Origin of the sequence: Pedobacter terrestris (assembly GCF_052343045.1) — a bacterium.
Taxonomy (GTDB): Bacteria; Bacteroidota; Bacteroidia; order Sphingobacteriales; family Sphingobacteriaceae; genus Pedobacter.
On sequence record NZ_CP180264.1, the window covers coordinates 1764878 to 1780355 of the forward strand.

General features: G+C 39.8%; 13 protein-coding genes. 10 read left to right on the plus strand and 3 right to left on the minus strand.

All coding sequences use genetic code 11. The features are described 5' to 3' along the window. Positions 1-205 precede the first annotated feature (205 nt). The 10 genes from ACJVDH_RS07605 (at position 206) to ACJVDH_RS07650 (ending at position 12417) form a co-directional block, all read left to right on the plus strand. Positions 206-1735 carry a GAF domain-containing protein gene (locus tag ACJVDH_RS07605; protein ID WP_443946963.1) on the plus strand — a complete coding sequence of 510 codons (1530 nt, stop codon included), beginning with the start codon at positions 206-208 and terminating at the stop codon, positions 1733-1735. Beyond that, entirely contained in the window at positions 1704-6590 is a 4887-nt protein-coding gene (locus tag ACJVDH_RS07610; protein ID WP_443946964.1) for a chemotaxis protein CheB, read from the plus strand. Before ACJVDH_RS07605 ends, ACJVDH_RS07610 begins: the two co-directional genes overlap by 32 nt. Then, positions 6590-6787: a hypothetical protein gene (locus tag ACJVDH_RS07615; protein ID WP_443946965.1), complete on the plus strand. Its 198-nt coding sequence runs from the start codon at positions 6590-6592 to the stop codon at positions 6785-6787. The genes ACJVDH_RS07610 and ACJVDH_RS07615 overlap by 1 nt, the downstream gene beginning before the upstream one ends. A gap of 370 nt (positions 6788-7157) precedes the next feature. After that, positions 7158-7487, plus strand: coding sequence for an ArsR/SmtB family transcription factor (locus tag ACJVDH_RS07620; protein ID WP_443946966.1), 330 nt, complete (start codon positions 7158-7160; stop codon positions 7485-7487). A 55-nt stretch (positions 7488-7542) separates the two neighbouring features. Beyond that, a complete protein-coding gene (locus ACJVDH_RS07625) occupies positions 7543-8007 on the plus strand; it encodes a DUF6428 family protein (protein ID WP_443946967.1) in 465 nt (154 codons plus the stop codon). Positions 8008-8147: 140 nt separating this feature from the next. After that, complete coding sequence (locus ACJVDH_RS07630; protein WP_443946968.1) at positions 8148-8567, plus strand: arsenate reductase ArsC; 420 nt, start codon at positions 8148-8150, stop codon at positions 8565-8567. A 1-nt stretch (position 8568) separates the two neighbouring features. Beyond that, positions 8569-9630 carry an ACR3 family arsenite efflux transporter gene (arsB, locus tag ACJVDH_RS07635; RefSeq protein WP_443946969.1) on the plus strand — a complete coding sequence of 354 codons (1062 nt, stop codon included), beginning with the start codon at positions 8569-8571 and terminating at the stop codon, positions 9628-9630. Positions 9631-10017: 387 nt separating this feature from the next. Beyond that, positions 10018-10446, plus strand: a complete 429-nt coding sequence (locus ACJVDH_RS07640) for a LexA family protein (RefSeq protein WP_443946970.1) — start codon at positions 10018-10020, stop codon at positions 10444-10446. Continuing rightward, on the plus strand, positions 10430-11674 hold the full coding sequence (locus ACJVDH_RS07645; RefSeq protein ID WP_443946971.1) for a Y-family DNA polymerase: 1245 nt from the start codon (positions 10430-10432) through the stop codon (positions 11672-11674). Before ACJVDH_RS07640 ends, ACJVDH_RS07645 begins: the two co-directional genes overlap by 17 nt. A gap of 62 nt (positions 11675-11736) precedes the next feature. Then, positions 11737-12417 (plus strand): SOS response-associated peptidase, encoded by a 681-nt coding sequence (locus tag ACJVDH_RS07650; protein ID WP_443946972.1) that lies wholly within the window; start codon positions 11737-11739, stop codon positions 12415-12417. A gap of 49 nt (positions 12418-12466) precedes the next feature. Here the strand turns inward: ACJVDH_RS07650 and ACJVDH_RS07655 are convergent, their stop codons facing one another. The 3 genes from ACJVDH_RS07655 to ACJVDH_RS07665 form a co-directional block, all read right to left on the minus strand. Continuing rightward, positions 12467-12763, minus strand: a complete 297-nt coding sequence (locus tag ACJVDH_RS07655) for a Crp/Fnr family transcriptional regulator (RefSeq protein ID WP_443946973.1) — start codon at positions 12761-12763, stop codon at positions 12467-12469. Positions 12764-12843: 80 nt separating this feature from the next. Beyond that, entirely contained in the window at positions 12844-13521 is a 678-nt protein-coding gene (locus ACJVDH_RS07660; RefSeq protein ID WP_443946974.1) for a response regulator, read from the minus strand. A 484-nt stretch (positions 13522-14005) separates the two neighbouring features. Continuing rightward, positions 14006-15388, minus strand: coding sequence for a putative sensor domain DACNV-containing protein (locus ACJVDH_RS07665; protein WP_443946975.1), 1383 nt, complete (start codon positions 15386-15388; stop codon positions 14006-14008). Positions 15389-15478: the final 90 nt, after the last annotated feature.

Consider the following 15478-nt stretch of genomic DNA (forward strand, 5'->3'; position numbering starts at 1 on the left):
AAAAAATCTCCTCATTTATCTGAGAAAACATTCCTTTTGGTTGTATCCGTGCAATAAGTCTGAACCGTTTTATCAAAGTATGGGTTAGTTTACATAATTTCGGAAACTTTGCATCTATTTACATCATTTTCGCAAAGCGTGGCAATATAATTGCGCGTGAAATAATTATGTGGAAATCCGGTAAAAAGCACTGATACGAATCCTTATGTCTGAAAATCAAATAAAAGCTGCCGATTTTTGCGGAAGTCTTCCAATACACCACATCAATTCTATTCAGGATTATGGCTATTTAATCGTTTTCGATCTGAGTCTTTTCAATATTTTACAGCTGAGTGAAAATTTTGCCACACTTATGGGTAAAACACCTGCAGAAGTTGTGAAGTTAAATTTAGCTGATTTGATTTCTGATGCGTCTTTGCGCGCGATAAAACAGGTAACCGAAGAAGGATACCGTGATCGCGTTCCGTTGAATATCGAATTGAAAACGCAAAGCGGTACACAGGTTTTTAATGTATTGCTGCACATTAAAGCAGAATATGTATTGCTGGAAATGGAGCTTGCCGACCAAAAAATACCCCGGTCATTTACAGAGGTTTTTAGAGAGGTGCGCCAGTTTATTGCCGCTTTAGAAAGCAATAAAACCGTAGAAGAAGTTTGTGAAAATGCCATTCGCGAAATCCGCAGGATTTCTGGTTTCGATGGCGTACGCATGTACAGCTTTGATGCCGATTGGAATGGAACTGTAATTGCCGAAGAAATTACCGAAGGTTTAGAAGTTTACCTGGGCCAAACCTTTCCGGCTTCTGATGTACCCAAACAGGCGCGGGCCTTATATATTAAAAATCCTTTCAGGTTAATTCCGGATCGCGATTATAAACCTGTGCGTTTGTATCCGGTGATTAATCCCAACAGCAATGCTTTTGTAGATTTATCAGACTGCAACCTGCGTGGCATTGCTCCGGTACATTTAGAATATATGGGCAATATGAATGTTGTGGCTTCTATGTCTATCCGTGTAATGCGCGGACAAACACTTTGGGGATTAATTTCCTGCCATCATCTTGAACGAAATTGCCCCGATGTAGAGTTGCGGTATATCTTTGAATGGCTATCGATGGAAATTTCTAACCGGATCTCAGCCGTGCTGGATTTTGAAGAACTAAACGAAACCGCGGCATTGCTGGATAAACGCAGTTTGCTAACTGATAATATTTATGCCAAAGAACGTATTCTTGAGGGAATTTTGGACGATGAAAACCTAAACGTGCTTTCTCTGTTTAGTGCTACGGGAATATTGGTAAAATTAAGCGGAAAACTGGATTATAGGGGAGAAGTTCCGGAAAAACAGGATTTAGAGAATTTGTTGCTTTGGCTGGAAGGCAAAGAAATTGAGCAATTGTACAGCAGCCATCATCTGAGCGATGTTTATGAAGAAGCGAAAGATTTTGAAGCTGTTGCAAGCGGTATCCTGGTGATCCCGATTGATGGAAAAAACGGAGATTATGTCGTTTGTTTCAGACCAGAGCTGGTGCGCGATATCAACTGGGGCGGAGATCCGAGCCAAACCATTAAGTTTGAGCAAAACAGCGAACGTTATCATCCGCGCAACTCGTTTAAATCGTGGATGGAAACCGTTTACGGCCAATCTCAAAAATGGAGCGATGCAGAATTGAATATTGCAGAATCGCTTCGCAATTTTTTATTTGAATTTAGAACTAAACAGTTATACAAGTAGTCTGATGCAGGAAACACAAAGCATTAATAAAGATAAATCTGCACAAAAGCGTTATGATAAATATATTGTAGCCATTGGCGCTTCTGCCGGTGGATTAGAGGCAATACATGAATTTTTTGACCACATGCCGGCAACTGCGAGCTTTTCTTTTGTGGTAATCCAGCATTTATCCTCAGATTATAAAAGTTTATTGGTAGAACTGGTAGGCAAACACACACATATGAAGGTGTTTGAAGCTACGCATGACATGGCGATTCAGCAAGATTGCGTGTACATTATCCCCAACAATAAACTCATGACGCTTGAGAAAGGGCGTTTGAAACTTGCAGATAAATCTACAGAGAAAGCACCAAATACCGCTATTGACACGTTTTTACATACGTTAGCGAAAGATAAAAAAGAAAAAGCTATTGCCATTATCCTTTCGGGAACGGGAACCGATGGGACCAAAGGCATTCAAAGTATAAAAGACAATGGCGGGATGGTGATTGTACAAGATCCAACTTCGGCCAAGTTTGATGGAATGCCCAATTCGGCCATATCCTCAGGAAATGTAGATTATATAGAGTTGCCCGCACAAATGCATGAGCAACTTTTCAATTATGTACATGAAGAACCGATAAAAATATTGGAAAACGGCCAGGTTGATGAAGCCATGCTGGATGAAATTTTTAATCTGGTGCATGAACATAGCGGGAACGATTTTAATCTGTATAAAACGCCAACCATCATCAGGCGGATTGGCCGCCGAATGAACGAACGCAATGTTAAAAAGTTACAGGAATACATCAATCTGCTGCAGCACGAGCCGGATGAAGTGAAGTTGCTTGGCCAGGATTTTCTGATTGGTGTAACCAAATTTTTTAGAGATGCTAAAGCTTTTGAGCAACTTTCAGAAGTGGCGATATCTGAAATTGTGGCCAAAAAAGAAAACGGCGAAGCCATTAAAATCTGGGTGTGTGCATGTAGCACCGGACAAGAAGCCTATTCTATTGCCGCATTGGTCAATGATGTAGTAGACCGCTCTGGCAAACGTTTGGAGATCAAAATTTTTGCTTCGGATATTGACGAGAAAAGTATTGAGATTGCCGCCAGAAACGAATATCCTTTATCGGTAAAAAATGAAATTCCGCCGCACTTGCTCAAAAAATATTTTGTTCAGGAAGGGAAATTTTACAGAGTTGTGCCTCACATACGCAAGCAGATTGTTTTTGCGCGCCACGACGTAATTAAATCGCCGCCATTTATAAAAAATGATCTGATTACCTGTCGAAATATGCTCATTTACGTGAATACTATTTTGCAGGAAAAAATTCTTTCTACCTTTCATTTCTCCTTGAATACCAATGGTTTTTTGTTTTTAGGTTCAAGTGAAACAGCAACACCCATAAAAGCCGGAATAACTGAAGTTTCTTCTAAAGCGAAGATTTACACCAAAACCGGGAAAATAAATTACTCTACTTATAATACATACAATACCAGCCATAAAACCATCGTTGCAGACGATCGTAAAAGACTTCAAACACCAGTAGATACATCTAGTCCGTTAGCGGCTAAAATGACAGAGTTCATTTCTAAAGATCTGGGGTATGTTGGCATCAATATCGACCGTGCATATGTTATGAAAGATGCTGTTGGTGATTACCGCAAGTATTTATCGTTACCCGAATTTAAGATAGAGCTTAACCTTCTAAAAATGGTTCCGCGGGATGTTTCTGTAGTTTTAAACGCAGGTTTACGCAAAGCGTGGAAAGAGCAGCTACCCCAAAAAATACAAAAGGTTCGGTTTAAACAGGGCGAGCGCGACATGATGGTCGATATTTCTATCGTTCCGCCAGATGCAAGCAATGAAATGGGCGCTACAATGGTCATTTTTGTAGAACGCCAGGGCGAAGAGCAGCACGATAGACAGGAGACTGATGTAAGCATTTTACATGAAGGTGCGCAGGCAGAATATGTGTATGAGCTTGAAGCCGAATTGAATGATACGCGCACCAATCTTCAGATGGCAGTTGAAGAAATGGAAACTACCAATGAAGAACTTCAATCCAGTAACGAAGAGCTGCTGTCTGCAAATGAAGAACTTCAATCCAGTAACGAGGAACTACAATCGCTAAACGAAGAATTACATACCTTAAATACCGAACATCAGCTTAAAATCAAAGAACTTTTTGAGCTGAATGACGATTTAAACAACTACTTTAGAAGTACCAATATCGGGCAGATTTTTCTGGATGCCACCATGCTGATCCGCAAGTTTAATCCGGCTGCAGTTGCGATGGTAAACCTGATTGATGCCGATGTGGGGCGTTCTATTGAACACATTTCTAATAACATTAAGCTTGAAACCCTAACTGCGGATATAAAAGGTGTTTTGGCGAGCGGTATAAATCTGGAGAAAGAAGTACAGTTGCGCAACGGTTCCCGCAGTTTAATGCGCATAATGCCTTATGTACGTAAAGATGGGAAAACCGATGGAGCCGTAGTTTCTTTTGTTGATATTACACAACTTACAGAATTAAACAATATTATTTCTGGAGTATTCAATGCCAGTTTAAACGCAATTTTGGCTTTCCGTACCATTCGGGATGAAAAGCATTTTATTACAGATTTTGAATGCATAACCTATAACGATTCTGCATTGGCTTTATTGGGCGAGCAGTACGATACGTTGCGCGGTCAACGCTTGGCACAACTTCCAATTCTGGCAGCGAATCATTTGATGCAAAAATATCATCATGTAGTAGAAAAAGGTGAATCTTTGCAAACCGATATTGTTGTAGACGATCAGAAATGGTATCAGCTTGTGGCCGTAAAAATGTCAGACGGGTTTGTACTTACGCTAACAGATCTCAGTCAGCAAAAACTGGCAGAGCAAAAACTGAAGAAAAATTACAACGAATTATTGCTTGCGCGAGAAAAATTAAAAGGCTTAAATTCAGAACTGGAGGTAAAAGTACAGGAACGTACGCTAGAGCTTTCGCAGAGTGAAGAGCGTTTTAATTTGGTTTCTCATGCTACAAACGACACCATCTGGGATTGGGATCTGGCCAATAACACCATGTGGCGGAGCGATAATTTTGTTAAAATGTTCGGGTATGAAAATAAAGACGAACATAAGAATATCGGGTTTTGGTTTGAACGGATTCATCCTCAGGATCGTGAGCGGGTAAAACGTGGTGTTTACGACAGCATTAACCACAATGAAACGCAATGGAACGCCGAGTACCGTTTCTTAAAAGCAAACGGAGAATATGCAACATTGCTGGATCGTGGAACCATACAAACTGATCATTTAGGAACACCATATCGTATGGTCGGTTCTATTATAGATATTTCTCAGCTCGTAGACACTGAATTTAGATTAAGTACCACTGAGCGCAAATTCAAGAAAATATTTGAATCTAATGTAATCGGTATTCTATTCAGCAACACCCTTACAGGCAGAATAGACGATGCAAATGATGTATTTCTGGATTTGCTGGGCTATACCCGTGAAGATTTTGAAAGTGGCAATATAGATTGGATGTCGATCACGACAGAACAATCTTTGCCCATTAGTCAGATTTCGGCAAAATTATTGAAAGAACAGGGATTTTGTCCGCCATTTGAAAAACAGTATGTTAGAAAAGACGGGCAAATAATAGAAGTAATGGTGGGTTCTGCATTACTTGACGAAGAGGGGCGTACTGAGGCCGTTACTTATGTAATTGACATTAGTAAGCAAAAATATGTAGAGAAAAAGCGTGCTGAACTGCAGAAGCTGGTTAAAAAGCAGCAGGATGAGTTTTATAGTATTTTTAAAAATGCACCAGCACTGATTACCATTCGCCGGGGTAAGGAGTTGCGCTATGAATTTGTAAACGAGGCTTTTCGGAAGTTTGATGGCGGGGAAGACTATATTGGCAAATCGGAGCTGGGAAATAACTCGCAATTTGAGGCAGAACAGCTTAAAGCAATCGAACGCCGCGTACTGGAAACCGGTAGACCTTTCATGACGAATGCGTATAAGTTTACCAAAGTAGATGCGGAGAGTAAGTCTACAAGCGATGCCTGGTATGATCTGATCGTCAATCCTGTGTTTTCTGACAATGGAGAAATTGATGGAATTGCTTTCTTTGGTTTTGAAGTAACCGAACTGATTAACGCAAAAGAAGCCACAGAAGAATTGATGAACCGCAAAGACGAGTTTATGAGTATCGCCAGCCACGAATTAAAAACGCCGATTACCAGTATTAAGGGTTTTCTTCAGTTTGCGCTTAGAATGGCTGAGCAACGGAAATTTGAACAGATTTACAGTTTTATTGATAAAGCCAATAAACAGATTGAGAAATTAACCACATTGGTCAACGATTTACTTGATGTGACGAAAATACAGGCGGGGAAAATGATTTTTAATTTTTCTGAGTTTGATATTGAAGATGTCATTGGAGATGCATTAGATGGCGTTCAGGCGCAAGTGAACCAACATCTGGTCATTAAAAATATTGAACCGGCCACAATCTACGGAGACCGGAACCGGATTGAACAAGTTCTGTCTAATTTTATTTCGAATGCGATCAAATACTCTCCGGATGGTAAGAAAATCATTATTACTGCAGGTATAAATGAAGGAAAACTTAGAGTTTCGGTTCAGGATTTCGGAATAGGTATTCCTAAATCTAAATCAAAATTTGTATTTGATCGGTTTTTCCGTGTAGAAGAATCGTCGCATCTTTTCGCCGGCCTAGGACTTGGCCTATATATTTCTGCAGAGATCGTACATCGTCATAATGGAGAAATAGGTGTAGACAGTCAGGAAGGAGAGGGCGCAACGTTCTGGTTTGAGATTCCTTTGGAAAATAAAATGATTTAGTGGTTAGATTTACTCAACCTTTCCTTAATCGAGTTGGAGGCTGGAATACAGTATTTGGTGATATTCCAGCCAACAATTCTGAAGCAGATTACACGCTAGCCTCTGCAGGCAATAGATTAAAATTCTCGGTTTTATTCATTAAAACAGGTATGTGGTATAAGTTTGTAGTAAGTTACCAATCGGATATGCTGTTTTAAGCACTTTGTGAAAATGTCAGACGTGCTGTTAAAAAAGGAAATGATTTACCGATAAAAGCTCAAAATACAGCTTCTTGAATATTTTAAGGTTTTATATTCAAACACTTATGAGAGTAATACTCCATTAAAAAGATCTGGCCAGGCCATTTTTTCCAGCGGCTGGATCTAGTTAGGGCAGAATGCCACGCAGTTTTTCATTCAGGTAATAGCTAAGAAAAGCTTGATATTCATCCGAATTCTTTAGGTGCTGATGGTCTTTCTATCGATGGAAAGATTTTACAGATAGCTTATTTTTAACTTCGTACTGTTAAAATAATGGTGAATTAATTGCATAAGATGATTTACTATCGTAATATTGCGATATATAAAAATGGGACTTACAAAGACAGAAATATTTACAGGAGAACAGAACCAGCTTTCGATCCTCTTGAAGGCTATTGCCCATCCAGCAAGGATTTCAATCCTGCAGCAGATCATATCGGCAAATGCCTGTATCTGTGGTGATCTTGTGGAAGAGCTTGGACTTGCACAGGCGACGATTTCCCAACACCTCAAAGAACTAAAGAATGCGGGTATCATTCAGGGAACGATAGAAGGGGTGAAAGTCTGCTATTGCATAGAGCCGAAAACCTGGAAACTACTGGCAAAGCTGTTCGGGGAGTTGATGGATTCTTATAAAGACCCGAAGGGCTGTTGCTAGCCCATTTTTTTTGAATAAATTCATCGTAAAATTGCGATAAATAATTAATTAGAATATGAAAGTATCAGAAATTAAATCGATCCTGGCTACCGCAGAAGCAGTCAATTTTCAGTTGGAGAATGGAGAAACCGTGCCCGAACATTTCCATGTAACCGAAGTGGGTATCATAGCCAAGGACTTTATCGACTGCGGAGGAAAGGTGCGACATGAAAAGGTAGCTAACTTCCAGCTATGGGATGCGGATGACTATGAGCACCGATTAAAAGCAGACAAACTGCTTAACATCATCACCCTTTCAGAGAAAGTTCTTGGAATGGAAGATCTGGAAATCGAAGTGGAATACCAATCTGGAACCATTGGGAAATATCAACTGGGTTTTGATGGAACGAATTTTCTCTTATTGGCTAAACAGACTGCATGTTTGGCAAACGAGGCTTGTGGGATCGAAGCTCCAAAAAATGGAATGGTTAATCTGGCAAGTACGGCAAGTAGTTGTACACCTGGTGGCGGTTGCTGTTAAACCATTTGATACCGAAATAGACAATCTGCTGGCCTCAGAACGCTCAGCATTAAAGAACAATTGTAAAGCAAAATGGGGTTTGGAAGGTACACGGTATTTTTGGAAAGAAGAAGTAAAACAATCAATCAACAATAAAATTTATGAAGACGATACTAGTGCTTTGCACGGGAAACAGTTGCAGGAGCCAGATTGCTGAAGGCTATTTAAGGCATTTTGCAGGAGATCAAGCAGAAGTATACAGTGCGGGTATTGAAACCCATGGCGTAAACGCAAAGGCCATTGAGATCATGAAGAGGGATGGAATAGACATTTCCAGACACACCTCAAACAATATTGATGAATACATGGGCATCGATTTTGATTACGTGATCACTGTTTGCGATAACGCAAAAGAGAGCTGCCCTTATTTCCCTGGCAATGCAGTAAAGTTCCATTACAACTTTCCAGATCCAGCAAAAGCAACTGGCACAGAAGAAGAAGTAATGGAACAGTTCGGTGAGGTAAGGGAGATGATCCGCAGATACGTACAGAACTTTGTTAACGAAAACTTAAAACGTTAAGATGGCAGCGAACAATTGTGCTCCTGCCATAGAGCGTAAAAGACTTGGATTCCTTGATCGTTACCTCACGCTTTGGATATTCATCGCGATGGTCATTGGGGTAGGCATGGGTTATTTTATTCCTTCCTCCTCAAACTTTATCAATTCCTTTTCAAGTGGCACAACTAACATACCACTGGCTATTGGACTGATTCTGATGATGTATCCACCCCTTGCAAAAGTGAGATATGAAAAGATGGGCGAAGTATTCAAGGACACAAAAGTGCTGACAGTGTCATTGGTGTTGAACTGGGTAATCGGCCCATTTCTGATGTTCTTTTTGGCCATAACTTTCTTAAGAGATTACCCCGATTATATGGTTGGCCTTATCCTTATCGGACTTGCCCGTTGTATTGCCATGGTTGTGGTATGGAATGAGCTCGCGGAGGGAAACCGTGAATATGCGGCTGGGCTTATAGCGCTTAACAGTATCTTTCAGGTATTGTTCTATAGCGTTTTCGCTTACGCATTCATTACCGTTCTCCCGCCATATTTCGGACTCAAAAGTCTGGAGATAAATATTACCATCGGTGAGATTGCCAAGAGTGTGGGTATTTATCTAGGGCTTCCGTTTGCCATGGGGATCATAAGTAGATACGGTTTGATCAAATTGAAAGGTGAAGAGTGGTTCCAGAACAAATTTGTACCATTGATCTCGCCAGTTACGCTGATAGCGCTATTATTCACTATCGTGATGATGTTCAGCCTAAAGGGTAATCTAATCGTTCAGATACCAATGGATGTGGTTAGAATTGCGATACCACTGGTCATCTACTTCTCTATTATGTTTGCGGTCAGCTTCTTTGCAGGCAAATACTTTGGTGCAGATTATTCGCGCAGCACGTCAATTGCTTTTACAGCGACCGGAAACAACTTTGAACTGGCTATTGCAGTTGCCATAGGTGTGTTCGGGATTAATTCTGGACAGGCATTTGCAGGCGTTATTGGTCCACTCGTAGAAGTTCCAGCGCTAATTGCGCTCGTCAATCTTGCTTTTTGGTTTCGCAGGAAATATTATAAATAAAATTCGGCAATGTTTGATTGCCGAATTCTAATCTATCTTTTATGGTGTTGTGAGTTGTACAATAGCTACTTGCTCAAAGCAAATGTAAGATCCAGATGTATTGGCTCAGAAAATCGGCGCTGACGGGACGGGAAAAAAATATAAACAGGAACATGCTGTTTTGCAAAATTTCATAATCCAGGTTTTAGACCGGGATTTTTTTGTTTAAAATCTTCCGGCGAAAATACGGTTTGAAATATCGGTTTCTTTGGTTCGCTGTAATACCGGATGGTCATCATCCTATTTTTTATTCTTTTGAGTTGTTTTAATGTTCTAAAAAAATAACTTCTGATTTATTTTTACTAAAAAAATTAGCATAACTTTGTGTTGAGTTAAAATAAGATGTTTATGATCAGGTCGTTTGAGAAAAGAGCAGAGCAGAAGATTTCCGGATTTCAATCTCCAGCATCAGATTATTTAGAAGGACGATTGGATATTGCTGAAAAGTTGGTGGTGGATTCACATTCAACCTTTTATTTTAAAATGGAAGGTGAGGCCATGCGTTCCTTCGGCATAGATGAGGGGGATATTCTGATTGTCGACCGTTCACTTAAAGTAATACATGGAGCGGTAGTTATTGCTTTTATCTTTGGCAGTCTTTCCTGCAGGATGTATGTCTTGGTTGGGAAGGATATGGCTTTACGTAATGATTTAGGGGATATTCTCAAAAAGGATATGGCAGATGTTTCCATATGGGGCGTAGTTACCGCGATTTGTAGGGGTATGTTGCCAGCAGGATTAAAGCAGGGGAGATACAAGGATGTTTGCACTTTGTGATTGCAATAATTTTTATGCTTCTGCCGAACGTTTGTTTCGCCCGGAGCTTAACGGAATGCCGATTGTCGTACTAAGCAACAACGATGGCTGCGTCATTGCCAGAAGTGAGGAAGCGAAAGCCTGTGGAATTAAAATGGGAGATCCGGAGTTCCTGGTTCGCGATCTAATTAAGAAGTTTAATATTCAGGTATTTTCCAGCAACTACGTATTATATGGCGATATGAGCGAGCGCGTGATGCATAATCTGTCCCGTTGGTTTCCTGTACTGGATGTCTATTCCATTGATGAAGCTTTTGGCTGGCTGGGCGGGATTTCAGATTTGACCTCTTATGTGCCCAGAATCAGAAATTCTGTGATCCGGAATTCAGGTATTCCGGTTTCGATCGGCGTAGCACCGTCAAAGACCTTAGCCAAGCTGGCCAATAAACTGGCCAAGAAAAATAATGGGGTTATGGTGTTGGATACCGAAGAAAAGATATGCGCTGCGGTAAAAGATTTTCCTGTTCATGATCTTTGGGGTGTTGGCCGTCAATATTATAAAAAGTTTGAAGAGCTTAAAATTGACACTGTTGGTCAGCTGCGGGAATTGCCTGAAATGTGGTTCAAACAGCACATGACGATTATGGGGCAGCGTATGTGGAATGAACTTTGGGGAAGGCCATCAATTCCGATTGATGCAATACGGGAAAGTACCAAAGGCATAACTGTGAGCCGGTCATTTAGAAACTATATCGAACATCCCGATACCCTGGCGGAAGCGGTCACGCTATATGCTTCCAGACTTGCTGAAAAATTACGGACGCAGAGACTTCGTTGCCTCTATCTACAGGTATTTTTATATACCAACCAGAATAGAGAAGATCACCCACAACATTTTCCTTCACATACCCATAAGCTGCTTATCGCGAGCAACAATACTTCAGATATGGTGAAAATCGCGGTGACAGTGTCCACCCGGCTTTTTAAATATGGTATGAAATACCGCAAAGCCGGAGTAATCGCAACAGGGCTGGTACCGGAATCTGAATTGCAGTTAAATATTTTTTCCAACCACGATGGGGGAAAGAAAGACAAGGTATCTGAGGTTTTGGATAAGTTGAACCTGGCTTACGGAAGAGGAACATTGCGTATGGCAACGGAAGGATATGAAAAAAAGTGGCGCTTGAAGCATGAGTTTTTATCCAAAGGGTATACCACCAGGTGGACGGATATTATTAAAGTAAAATAGATTTATAAGGTTTAATATTCTTAGATAATGATTCCGGCGATGCCGGGAAGAAAGGTAAAGAAATGTGTGGAAGAACATTAATTGGAGAAAGTAAAGCAATGGCTGCAAAAGCCGGCTTGATTTTGGGAGGCGAGGAAAAAGCCAAGGATACAAACCGCCCTCCGGGAACGGATATGCCGATCATTTTAGACGCCAGACCTGGCAAAATGCATTATGTGAAATGGGGACTGATCCCTTCGGGGGCGAAGGAGGTGCCAAAGTTTGCAACTACCTATTGCCGAATCGAAACCATGCACAGTCTGCCAAGCTTTAGGAATTTAATCGGACGCAGGCATTGCGTTTTTGTGGTCGAAGGGTTTTATGAATGGGACAGGAATAGTAAAGCTAAACAGCCTTATTTCTTTGAGCGTGTGGACAAAGGTATTATGCTTTTGGCGGGCTATTGGGACAGTTGGAAGGATCCCCGAACAGGAATTGTAATTCCTTCCTGCACGATGATTATGCAACCGGCCAATGCCTTTATGTCCCGTATTCATGACCGCATGCCTTGCTTGCTTTCGCAAAGTGAAAGCGGAATCTGGCTGGATAGAGAATTGCCGGCATCAGAAAGATTAAAAGTATTACATCCTGTGGATAATTATATGTTGAAAGGCTGGCAGGTGGATTCTAAACTTAATAATGCCCGGAATAAAGATGAGGACAACAATAAGCCATCAGGACCTGACCTGACACTTTTTAATTGACTTAAAGGTGTCTTAAAAGCTAAGTTATCGTAGTAAACCGTTAAAAAACTTATCTCTTAACTCTGGCTAAATTTTCAGGTATTGGAATAATAATCTCGTCACCTTTTTTTTGTATAAGATTATCTTTTGCCAGGTTACCAAGTACTCTGCTAAGTGTTTCTGAAGCAACACCAGTAAAGCTTGCAATATCTTTTCTACAAATAGAAATGCTTTTTTTTGGATCCTGATCCAATTCAGATAAATGCAGTAGAACGTTGGAAACTCTTTTTTTTACGGAAGAATGGGCAAAATCCAGAAGTCTGTGTTCATGCCGCATAATTGTATCCCAGAGCTGATTTAATGCCAATGTTAGTAGATCTGGTTTTTGAAGTAGTATGTCAAGAATATAGTGGCGTGGTATACTTACAAGCTCAGTCTGTTCAATTGCTACGGCATATGATGTGTGGATAGATCGGGGTATAAACCTTCAATTCCGAAATACTGTGCTTCACGATAAATATCCGTGATTATAGAATTTCCAAAGTCATCCGATATATAAGTTTTAACTTTTCCTGTTAGTACAAGCTGAATTCCATTCAGCTTCTCATCCATATGATAGATAACCTGATTTTTTTTGAATATTCTAGAAGGAAGGTTTTTGATCCTATCAAACAACCACTCAATCGCGTCTGCTTCACGTTCTGCTGCCTTCGCACTTAACCATTTCCTTTCATAAAGCTCAGTTGCAAAAGAACTTTTTTTTAATCTGGTCTCTATTTGATTAAGGAGCTCAACATCTTTAAATGGGTTTAATAACATTCCGTCAGCGCCAAGCTCCATACACTCCCGCATTAAATCTCTATCATCTTGATCAATAAGCATGATGAATGATATATTAGATGTGTCAATAAACTTATTTTTAAGTTTTAATACGCCCATTCCACCCAGTCCACTGAGTTCTGATCCACAGATTACTAAATCTATTTCTTGCTTCCTAAGCATTTCCATCACTTTATTGCCATCGTTATTCACTATGGGTAAATACTTAGACTCAGTTAATATATTGGAAATTCTTTTTGCTATAACCTCGTTGTTCAGCGAAATTAAAATTTTCGAGCCCTCCATAAATGTTATTTATCTGTGAGAAATTGCTAGGCCTTTACCTATTTCTAAATGATTAACGAAACAACTAAAAGCTTTGCAAAAGCCATTAATTTATATTGTGTCTTCTTGAACACTGTTGGTTATTATTTCCACTCCTGTATCCATGGTTGATGATGTAATAATTTTGAACTTATTTTTTCACAAACAATCCCAAATATTCGTAACGTTACAAGTGAACAAACCTAAGGTTATTCCGGTAGAGATTATAATTTCGACAAGCTACGATAGGGGAATCATTCAGAGTTTCCATAAATGCTATTGCCGCAAAAATTAGAAAACAATGCATGAATTGACTTGTTCTTGATCAAGGATTGTATTGATGATTATCAAACAGACTTTCAAACTACCGTAATTAATCCAGCGATTAAATGTGGGTCAATCTAAATTTCTGCGGAATTCATCTTCAAATGGAGTAATTTAACGTAATCAATTGCTGAAGAATCGATTAATCATGCTGGATATGACCTGGCCTGATGGCAACAGTATTGAAATCGGTTTCGTTTGTTTTCTGTTTGACCAATATTTGTTTAATGTATTGCTGCGTTTTAATATTTTCCCACATAATAAGCCGGTCTTCTATTCTGGTAAATGCCCTGATGTCTCCGTCTTGAGAGATTACAAACCCTAAGCTTTCAGGGTGATTCCAGCAGTAGGCAATCATAGATCTGTGTCGGGTACCAAAATGTCTGGGATCAGTTTCAATCAGAGATTTCTGGCTAGCTGTTGCAGCAGATGATATATATATTCTTCGAGGCATTTTTTTCGAGCGAAGTACGGCGCCAAAGCCTTTAGCAGACATATTGCGTCCAAAAAGAACTACTCCATCTACACAACTCTGAGAAGCAATGAAATTTATACTCCCTTTTATCTCATTTGAGATGCCCTTTTTTGAGGATAATGAAGATGCCTCCATAAGGTACAATTTTTTATCGATCGTACGTTTTCCTGAATTCAGGATTGCATCAATATGATCTTCCAATAAATAATTTCTTATTGATTCTTCAGCATACGCACTCATTGCTTCGCTTAAACGCGTATAATCAATGCGGTATTTTATGTCAATATCCTTAAACTGATCAGCAATTAGGATTGCGCCACCATGGTTATAATTCTGGATTTTCAGCAACAGCCGCGAAAATGTTTGAATCCATAAGCCATCCAAAAAACTCTCCCATTCCCGAAAACTTTGATCCGGACTTTCATTCTCCAGAAAAAGTCGCACATTTTCTTTTAATTCATCGGCATTTCTGCGCATCATTTTGGATATCGGTCCAATCGTGAAAACATCCAGATATCGCTTAACTAAAATATTTTGTTTGAGCGTGGCGATAAGCTCATAATCAAACAAGACATTTAAAGTTCCGATATCATTGATCGAGACCTGAAATAAACCCGGTTGTTCTGATCCGGATTCGGACTCGTAATTAAGGAAATTTTGGTTGTGTAATGCCTGATCAATAAGCCCCCATATGTACAATTTTCCATCTGGTTCGAAAAAAACAGCAAGATATGTGCTAAGTGGATCGGCGGCTTTTGAGATTTTAGTAAGAGATTTTATGCTCAGTTCTAATTTTTGATAAAAGGGAATAGCGCTCCAACGTTCAGGCTTTTTTGACTTGTCTACCGGATCTACAGAGGATGGATCAATAAAAGTTACCGTTACTTTAACTAAATCACTTTCCTCCTTACACATACTGGAATAAAATAAGCATTCAAACAAATTGTTCAATACTTCAATTGGTGGAACCAAAGAGGCTGCACGGCTATGGCAAAGTTTATCGTAAATTTGCAGAGCCAGATCGCTAGGCTTTGAATGTTGTAGAACCATATGTGTATTCTTAAACCAATAGGGGTAGGATGCGCAACTTAAATCATATTAGAAACAATAAGATGATATGCCTTGTTTGCCCATTTAATT